Source organism: Natronorubrum halalkaliphilum (assembly GCF_009834785.1).
Lineage (GTDB): Archaea > Halobacteriota > Halobacteria > Halobacteriales > Natrialbaceae > Natronorubrum > Natronorubrum halalkaliphilum.
This window is the reverse complement of record NZ_WUYX01000056.1, coordinates 1-8,239: the sequence shown is the minus strand read 5'-3', so window position 1 is coordinate 8,239 and position 8,239 is coordinate 1. Positions and strand designations below refer to the sequence as shown.

Genomic DNA, 8,239 nt, shown 5'->3' with positions numbered 1-8,239 from the left:
TGTCCTCATGTTCGCCATCATCAACATAGAAAAGCTCTGTGAACCACTCTAACTACCATTCAGCAGCTATTCAACAAAGCACAAGAACGGAGAGTCTATTCGAACTCATCGGCGAGAGACATCAAATCGGGGTACGCATTCGAGTATCGGAGACCAATCGAAACCCAAGTCGCAGTTCGAAACCAGTCTCCGTCTCGAGTCAGCGATCCACCGTCCACCGCAACAACGCGCCGTCGTCCAACCGCTCGACAGACTCGAGGGTTAACAGCGGAAACTCGTCGGCGAACCCGTCGCCGTCGGTCAGCGTGGGAGCGTCGCGGCCGCCGATCACTTTCGCGCCGACGTAGACGGTGAGTTCGTCGACCAATCCGACTTCGAACAGCGAGAAGATGAGTTCGCCGCCGCCTTCGACCATGAGCTGCTCGAGGCCCCGTTCTTGTAACGTCGCGAACGCTCGTAGGAGGTCGACTCGGCTGTCGCCGGCCGTCACGAGCTCGGCGCGGTCCGCGAGGTCCATTCGCTCGTCGATGGGCGCAGCCTCGCTCAGACAGACGTACGTCGTCGCCGCGTCGTCGAGCACCGCGGCGTCGGTGGGCGTTCGTGCCGTCGAATCGACGACGACGCGTGCCGGGTGTTTCGACTCGCCTCGCTCGAGTCGTCGGTCGGACAACCGCTCGTCTTTGACGGTGAGGTGCGGATCGTCCGCGAGGACGGTGCCGACGCCGACGACGACGGCGTCGCTGTCGGCCCGGAGTCGATCGACGCGAGCGAAGTCTTCCTCGCCGCTGATCGCGATCTGTTCGCGACGGTGCGAGGAGAGCTTGCCGTCCGCGCTCATGGCGGCGTTGACGACGACGTGCATACACGTGGCTGCGTGGCGGGGACTAAAGAAGACACCGTGTACGCACGCATACTGCAGACGACTGCTCGTCGACGAGATCGCAACCGCTGTCGCTACCGCTACATCATCACCGGCAGTGACGCGGTCGGTGTGCGTACTCGAGGTTCGAGGTTCGGGGTTCGAGATTCCGGGTTCGAGCTACTCGACTTCGATTTCACCGACCATCGTTCCCGCGTGGGGCGCACAGACGTACTCGGCCATTTCGTCGGTGACCTCGTCGACCTCCAGGGTCTGTGTTTCACCTTCCTCGTCCATGAGATCGGTCTCGTAGTCGTCGACGATCTCGCCGTCGTCGTCTCGAATTTCGATGTTGTGTTGTACGCCGTCCCCGTTCACCCAGGTGATCTCGTAAGATTCGCCCTCCTCGAGGACGAGCGTCGGATTCTCTTCACCGTCGATCTCGTCGGGTGCGAGGCCTTCCCAGGCCTGGGTCAATCCGTCGAGTTCGATTTCCGTGTCGGGGTCGATCGCTTCGCCGTTGCCGTTTTCGTCGTCTTCTGCGTCGTCCTCTTCATTTTCGTCTTCGTCCCCGTTCTCTTCCTCATCGTCGGCCGGCGCTTCATCGTCTTCGTCTTCGTCTTCGTCCTCTTCCGTTTCGGGTTCGTCGTCTCCGTTGGCTTCCTCTTCGGCGGGATCGTCCGGATCCTCCTCTTCGCCGGGGCCCTCATCGGCGCAGCCAGCGAGCGCTGCCGGCACTGCCGCAACGGCGCTCAGTTTGAGGACGGTCCGTCGAGACTGTGATCTGTCTGGTGACATGATCTGTCCGGAGGCTCTCTCTTGTATTCGCATAAGGTGACACCCCGCAGCTGCATGGACGCAAACTCCGGATTTCTACGGTTGACGGCGCCGGAACGTAAACGCGTAATTACCGTGCGATGGCCAATCCAGCACTCGGGTTGCTCGCTATACAGCTCGTGCTATTGGTTCGTATTCAGCCCTGCAGCGAACCATCCGGCGTATGGGTTCGTTTCTGTTTCTTCGGACCACTGTTGTCGCTCCCGACTGCCGCCGTCGGTAGCACCGCTCGGTGCACTCGAGTCGCACCCAACGCGTCGGATTCGAACCGCCGTCCACCGGTGGCCCCGGTCGCACGGATCCGCGGGGCTCAAACGGCGAGTCCGACGTCGACGATCACCATGACGACGAAGCCGATCACGAACGTGAGCGTAGCGATATCGGCGTAGCCGTGGCCGTGGCTCGCGGGAATCATCTCTCGGAAGATGACGGCGATCATCGTCCCGGCGGCGAAGCCGGCAGCGAGCGGGAAGAGGCCGGTAACGACGGCGACGAGCCCGAACCCGAGCGCCGCCGCGATCGGCTCCGGGACGGCTCCGGAGAGCGTCGTGTACAGCAGCGTTTTCGCGTTCGAAAGCCCCGTCCGACTCGCCGGAATCGCCATCGCAAACCCGTCGGGGACGTTCTGTATCCCGATGGCGACCGCGAGCGCGATGCCGACCCCCTCGAGCCCGCCCGCGAACGCGATGCCGATCGCCAGCCCTTCGGGGACGTTGTGGATAGTGATCGCGCTGCCGATGAGAATCGCCTGCCGTCGGTTCTCGGTGCGCTCTTCGCTGTCGCCACTGGCTCCGTCGCCGACTCGATCGGAGCCGACCGTCGTTTCGTCGGGCTCGAGGGTCGACTCGGCGGATTCGGCGTCCGGATACGTCCGGTTGGCCTCCTCCGAGATGAGTAGGTGGACGTGCGGGACGAGGCGGTTCGCGGCGAGCAGAAATACACCGCCTAACAGGATCCCGACGACGACCTCCCAGAGCGAGCCGATCTCGAGTCCGGGAACGACGAGCGCGAAGACGGCTGCACCGAACATGATTCCGCCGGCGAGTCCGAGCGCGGCGTCGTAGAACCGGTGGCTGATGCGGTCGGTGACGAAGATCGGGAGTGCCCCGAGTCCGGTCGCCGCACCCGCGAGCGCTGCGATGACGACGACGTCACCAAGCGAGGTCACGGTGTCCCCTTCTTTCCCCCGAAATAAATCCGTTCACGTCGACCGCATCCTTCAGTCGAATCGCCGCGGATCGTCGCTCGAACCCAGCAGAATCCGGTAGACCAGATAGCCGATCAGTAGGGCGAACGCGAGCGTCGCGACGGTTTCGGCGAACCATATCGCGGCGTACAGCGCTCGAGTCAGTATCCTGATGACGACGATGCCGCCGAAGATCGCGACGACGAACGCGAGTCCGCCCAGCGCTGCACCGGCACGTTCCATAGGCTCGGTTCCCGGTCCACTGAGATGAAGCTACCCCTGTTGCTACTCGATCGCGGTTCAGACGTCCGCCGTGTCGGGTTCACTTTCACCGCGTTGCGGGAACGTTTTTCACGCCCCCACTCGAATGGCCACTGATGGAACTCGACAACCATGCTGAGGATCTCGCCTCCGACCTCGGTATTGACAAAGAGGAGGTCAAAGCGGACCTGCAGAACCTGGTGGAGTACAGCGTTCCCGTCGACGAAGCCAAACAGAGCCTTCGCCGGAAGTACGGCGACGGCTCGAGCGGCGGCGGTGGGACGCCCTCGAGCAAGGAGATCGACGAGATCACGCCGGACGACGGCAACGTCACCGTCACGGGCGTCGTCCTGACGGCGGGGAAGCGATCGATCCGGTATCAGGGTGACGATCACGTGATCGTCGAAGGTCGACTCGCCGACGAGACCGGCGCCATCGACTATACCGCCTGGGAGGACTTCGGCCTCTCGGCCGGCGATACGATCACCGCGGGCAACGCTGGCGTCCGCGAGTGGGACGGCGAACCCGAACTCAATCTCGGCGAGAGCACCTCGCTGTCGTTCGAGGAGGATTCGATCGATCTCCCTGCCGATGTCGCCGACAAAATCGGCGGCGAGTCCCAACTGGCCGATCTGCAGACCGGCGACCGTGCGGTCACCGTCGACGTCACCGTCGTCGAGTGCGAACGCCGGACGATCGACGGCCGCGACGGCGAGACGGAGATTCTGAGCGGCGTCTTCGGCGACGAAAGCGGCCGCTTACCGTTTACGAACTGGGACCCGGCTCCCGAGATCGAAGACGGCGGCACGGTTCGCATCGAGAACGCCTACGTCCAGGAGTTCCGCGGCGTCCCCGAGGTCAACGTCTCGGAGTTCTCGACCGTTACGGCCCTCGAGCGCGACATCGACGTCGGCGCCGACGCCACGACGATGGCCGTCGGCGAGGCCGTCCGAACCGGCGGCGTCTACGACGTCGAAGTGGACGGCAACGTCCTCGCTGTTCGGGAGGGATCCGGCCTCATCCAGCGCTGTCCGGAGTGTTACCGCGTCATCCAGAAGGGGCAGTGCCGAACGCACGGCGACGTCGACGGGATCGACGACCTGCGCGTGAAGGCGATCCTCGACGACGGCACCGGGACCGTCACCGTCGTGCTCGACGACGAACTCACCCAGGACGTCTACGGCGGCACCCTCGAGGAGGCCCTCGAGCAAGCCCGCGAGGCCATGGACCAGGAGGTCGTCGCTGATACGATCCGCGAGCGCATCGTCGGCCGCGAGTACCGCGTTCGTGGGCACCTCTCCGTCGACGAGTACGGGGCCAACCTCGACGCCGAGTCCTTCGAGGAGAGCGACGACGATCCGGAGGCGCGTGCGACGGCCTTCCTCGAGGAGGTGAACGCATGAGCGCCAACGGTACGGACGACGGCGATGAGGAGATTCCAGGCCGCGAACTCGCCTACCGACTCTTCGCGGCCGAGTACGACGACGCCTCGTTCTCCTACGCCGAAAGCGACGAGGAACGCGCGCCGAACTACGTCATCTCGCCGACCGGCGCTCGGCTCAACCGCCTGTTCGCCGTCGGCACCCTCACCGAAGTCACGTCGGTCAACGAGGAAATGGTCCGGGCTCGGGTCGTCGACCCGACGGGGGCGTTCGTCGTCTACGCCGGGCAGTACCAGCCCGACGCGCTGGCGACCTTAGAACAGCTCGAGCCGCCCGCGTTCGTCGCGGTGACGGGGAAGGCTCGGACCTTCCAGCCCGGCGATTCGGAGCAGGTGTACACCTCGATTCGCCCCGAGAGCATCGCGACGGTCGACGCCGACACCCGCGACCGCTGGGTCGTCAGCGCGGCCGAACAAACGCTCGAGCGCATCGGTACCTACGCCGGGGCCGCAGAGATCGGTTCGAGCGGCACTGAACTGACCGACGCGCTCCGCGAGGCGGGTATCGAGCCCGGACTCGCGGCGGGCATCCCGCTCGCACAGGACCACTACGGAACGACGCCATCGTACCTCGCAGCCCTGCGCGACTGTGCACTCGAGGCGGTCGAGGTTGTGGCGGGCGACCGCGATCAGGTCGGCGGCCTCTCGCTTCAGCCCGGCGGCTCGAGTCCCGAGTACGAGTCCGCGGCGTTCGACTCGCTCGCGGATCTCGGTGCCGCGGATCTCGAGGCCCTCGAGGCGGTCGTCGATGTCGATACGGATCTCGCGGGCGAGGCGACCGATGCACAGCCGGACGCGGCGGAAGCGATCACGGCCGGAGCTGGTGGAAGCGAGACGGACGCAGAGGCGGACGCGGCGGTCGACACCGATAGTGGGTCACTCGACACCGGCTCGGCCGCCGGGACGGCGACGGGTTCGGACCGCGATACGATCTCCGAATCCGAACTCGAATCGGAAGACACCATTCCGTCCGACGCTGACGCCGACGCCGATGGTGACGTCGACGAACCCACTGCAGCGTTCGACGAGACGACGGACATCGACGCCTCACCTGCGACCGACGAATCCGCTGTCGCTGCTGACGCCGATGCCGATGGTGACGACAGCGAGGACGAGGAACTCGGCGATATCGCCGACGAGGACGGCGGGATGTACGAGATGGACGACGACGAGCGCGAACAGCTCGAGGAGGAGTTCGGTGCCGAGTTCACGACCGGTGCCGAAGTCGAGGAGCCGGGCGAAGCCGGTATCGATGTTCCGGAGCCGGACGAGGAGCCTGCCGGTGGCGAGGCTGATTCCGCAGCCGACGCGGTTGAAGCGGAAGCGGAAACCGAACCCGAATCCGAAGCCGACACTCCGTCGACCGACGAAACCGTGGCCGAGACGGCCACCGAGACCGAGACCGAGACGGAGTCGGACGACCTCGGTGCCCCGCCGGAATCGGGTCTCGAGGCGGAGGCAGAGGCGGAAGCGGACGACGAGGACGAATCGGGGTCCGAGGCGGAAGCCACTGAGGACACTGCCGATGCGGACCCGGTAGAATCGGCGGAGTCTGCTGACGCGGAGGCGCCTGACGACACCGAGGACGACGACCCCGCCGAGGACGTCGATCTGGGCGAGTACGTCGTCGAGACGATGGAAGAACTCGACGACGGCGACGGTGCCGATCGAACGGAACTCGTCGAGACGGTCGCCGCGGACACCGGCGCGTCCGAATCGGACGTCGAGGACGCGATCCAGGACGCGCTGATGGGCGGCCAGTGTTACGAGCCGAACGACGAGACGCTGAAAGCGATCTAACGCGTCTCGATGACCGACGAGCATCGCCGTTCCGGCCGTTCCGGCCGTTCCACCGTGGCACGCGTCGAACCGGTCCCCGGCGAACCAGCCGCGACTGCCACCGTCGGAGCCGAGCGAGCGCTGCTCGTCGCTGACTACCACGCCGGCTACGAGGCCGGCCTGCGATACGAACGCGGCGTCGACGTGCCCAGCCACGCCCCCGAGCGCCGGGACCGACTCGGGTCGTTGCTCGAGCGAACCGACCCCGACCGACTCGTCGTCTGTGGCGACCTCATGCACTCGATCGGCGACCCGGGGGGTGCCGAACGCGGTGAACTCGAGGTGCTGTTCGAAGGGTTCCCGCCGTCACTGGACGTGACCGTGGTCAAGGGGAACCACGACGGCGGGATCGAGACGTGGCTGGGTGCTGATGACGGTCCTGAATCGCCATCTGCTTTTGAACCTGGTTCCGAGACCGACCTCGAAATCGGCTCCGTGACGATCGTTTCCGGCGACGGTATCGCACTCGGTCAGGGTGAGGACGACCGAGACGGCCACGGTGACGATACCCGAGACGGCGAACGCAACGGACACGGTGACCGAACCGTCGGCGTCTGCCACGGCCACACCTGGCCCGCACCGGCAGCACTCGAGTGTGACGTGCTCTGTCTGGGGCACGAACATCCCTGCGTCCGACTCGAGGACGAAGTCGGTGGCAGTCGCGTCGAGCGGGCCTGGTTGCGCGGTCGACTCGATCCAACCCCGTTTCGGGACCGAGCGGCGTACGAGGGGCTCTCGTGGCTCGAGGATTCGACCGTAGAACCGCCGCGAATCGTCGTGTTGCCGGCGTTCAACGACCTCGTCGGCGGGACGTGGGTGAACGTTCCGAACCAGTCGTTTCTCTCGCCGTTCCTGCCCGCGGGTATCGCCGACGGTGAGGCCTACTTGCTGGACGGGACGCGGCTCGGTCCGTACGAGTCGATCTGAGGCTGCGGTTTCTCGTCGTTTTCGTCCGATCCGAACCTATATGGCCCACATGTCCATAGCGTAACAGTATGGACATCCAGCGCAACGTCGGCGGTATCGATCGCACGATTAGAGGCGTCCTCGGTATCTGGCTCGTCGTCGTCGGCGTCGCGGCGGCGCTCGACGACCAGCGCATCAAAGCTGTCACCGCGATTGTCGCCGGAATCGGGCTTCTGCTCAACTGGGGAACGCAGTTCTGTGGTTGCAACGCGCTGTTCGGCATCGATACGACCGGGGACGAGTCGGCGTCCGAGTAATCGACTGGGTACTTTTACACGATTGCGGCCGCCGACTGCGGACCGCAGGCGTATGTAAGCCGAATCGGCATGCCCCGGACTCGAGAACTCGCCGTATGACTATGGAAACGTATCGACTCGAGGTACGGGAAACCGAGACGAACGGAATCGGCGCCGACGTCTACGGGCCGGACGACCTGATCGAAGCGTCGACGCGCGTCTCCTACGACGATTACGATCTGGATCCGCCCGGGTCTCGAGACGATGCGCCCGCGTACACCGAGGAGGTCACGACCGACGTGATGACGTTGGATCTGCAGTACGAACGCGACGACGGCGGCTTTGAGTTCCGGTTGCTGGGCGACCGCGACGAGTTGGCGAGAGTGCGGATCGACGACGAGGAGTGGGATCTGACCTGATACGGTTTACTGCAGTCAATTACTGCCGATCACCAGGGACGGGGTCGGTGATCGGCGGTACATAGTTACAGCAATCCGTATGAGAGGTTCGACTCGGAGAACCGGATCTTTCTGCTTTGTTGAATAGCTGCTGAATGGTAGTTAGAGTGGTTCACAGAGCTTTTCTATGTTGATGATGGCGAACATGAGGACAAT

At 64.6% G+C, this 8,239-nt stretch carries 9 protein-coding genes; 5 read left to right on the top strand and 4 right to left on the bottom strand.

All coding sequences use genetic code 11. The features are described 5' to 3' along the window. Window positions 1-199 precede the first annotated feature (199 nt). The 4 genes from GS429_RS16840 to GS429_RS16825 form a co-directional block, all read right to left on the bottom strand. Window positions 200-862: a 2,5-diamino-6-(ribosylamino)-4(3H)-pyrimidinone 5'-phosphate reductase gene (locus tag GS429_RS16840; protein WP_160066514.1), complete on the bottom strand. Its 663-nt coding sequence runs from the start codon at window positions 860-862 to the stop codon at window positions 200-202. A gap of 177 nt (window positions 863-1,039) precedes the next feature. After that, the gene (locus GS429_RS16835) at window positions 1,040-1,657 is read right to left on the bottom strand and encodes a cupredoxin domain-containing protein (protein WP_160066513.1); all 618 of its coding nucleotides are present in this window, start codon (window positions 1,655-1,657) and stop codon (window positions 1,040-1,042) included. 349 nt (window positions 1,658-2,006) lie between these two features. Next, window positions 2,007-2,864 carry a ZIP family metal transporter gene (locus tag GS429_RS16830; protein ID WP_328821448.1) on the bottom strand — a complete coding sequence of 286 codons (858 nt, stop codon included), beginning with the start codon at window positions 2,862-2,864 and terminating at the stop codon, window positions 2,007-2,009. Between the two features lie 51 nt (window positions 2,865-2,915). Beyond that, on the bottom strand, window positions 2,916-3,125 hold the full coding sequence (locus GS429_RS16825; RefSeq protein WP_160066512.1) for a hypothetical protein: 210 nt from the start codon (window positions 3,123-3,125) through the stop codon (window positions 2,916-2,918). Window positions 3,126-3,259: 134 nt separating this feature from the next. Between GS429_RS16825 and GS429_RS16820 the strand changes: the two genes are divergently transcribed. From GS429_RS16820 to GS429_RS16800, 5 genes are all read left to right on the top strand, one after another. Next, window positions 3,260-4,546, top strand: coding sequence for a Single-stranded DNA binding protein (locus GS429_RS16820; RefSeq protein WP_160066511.1), 1,287 nt, complete (start codon window positions 3,260-3,262; stop codon window positions 4,544-4,546). After that, window positions 4,543-6,384: a hypothetical protein gene (locus GS429_RS16815; RefSeq protein WP_160066510.1), complete on the top strand. Its 1,842-nt coding sequence runs from the start codon at window positions 4,543-4,545 to the stop codon at window positions 6,382-6,384. Before GS429_RS16820 ends, GS429_RS16815 begins: the two co-directional genes overlap by 4 nt. Window positions 6,385-6,393: 9 nt before the next feature. Next, window positions 6,394-7,350: a metallophosphoesterase gene (locus GS429_RS16810; protein WP_160066509.1), complete on the top strand. Its 957-nt coding sequence runs from the start codon at window positions 6,394-6,396 to the stop codon at window positions 7,348-7,350. 68 nt (window positions 7,351-7,418) lie between these two features. Continuing rightward, a complete protein-coding gene (locus tag GS429_RS16805) occupies window positions 7,419-7,646 on the top strand; it encodes a YgaP family membrane protein (protein WP_160066508.1) in 228 nt (75 codons plus the stop codon). A gap of 95 nt (window positions 7,647-7,741) precedes the next feature. Then, window positions 7,742-8,044: a hypothetical protein gene (locus tag GS429_RS16800; protein WP_160066507.1), complete on the top strand. Its 303-nt coding sequence runs from the start codon at window positions 7,742-7,744 to the stop codon at window positions 8,042-8,044. Window positions 8,045-8,239 lie beyond the last annotated feature (195 nt).

What these genes read in the sequence shown, in the direction of transcription:
- GS429_RS16840 (WP_160066514.1), bottom strand. Translation starts at nt 862, where the DNA reads ATGCACGTCGTCGTCAACGCCGCCATGAGCGCGGACGGCAAGCTCTCC.
- GS429_RS16835 (WP_160066513.1), bottom strand. Translation starts at nt 1,657, where the DNA reads ATGTCACCAGACAGATCACAGTCTCGACGGACCGTCCTCAAACTGAGC.
- GS429_RS16825 (WP_160066512.1), bottom strand. Translation starts at nt 3,125, where the DNA reads ATGGAACGTGCCGGTGCAGCGCTGGGCGGACTCGCGTTCGTCGTCGCG.
- GS429_RS16820 (WP_160066511.1), top strand. Translation starts at nt 3,260, where the DNA reads ATGGAACTCGACAACCATGCTGAGGATCTCGCCTCCGACCTCGGTATT.
- GS429_RS16815 (WP_160066510.1), top strand. Translation starts at nt 4,543, where the DNA reads ATGAGCGCCAACGGTACGGACGACGGCGATGAGGAGATTCCAGGCCGC.
- GS429_RS16810 (WP_160066509.1), top strand. Translation starts at nt 6,394, where the DNA reads ATGACCGACGAGCATCGCCGTTCCGGCCGTTCCGGCCGTTCCACCGTG.
- GS429_RS16805 (WP_160066508.1), top strand. Translation starts at nt 7,419, where the DNA reads ATGGACATCCAGCGCAACGTCGGCGGTATCGATCGCACGATTAGAGGC.
- GS429_RS16800 (WP_160066507.1), top strand. Translation starts at nt 7,742, where the DNA reads ATGACTATGGAAACGTATCGACTCGAGGTACGGGAAACCGAGACGAAC.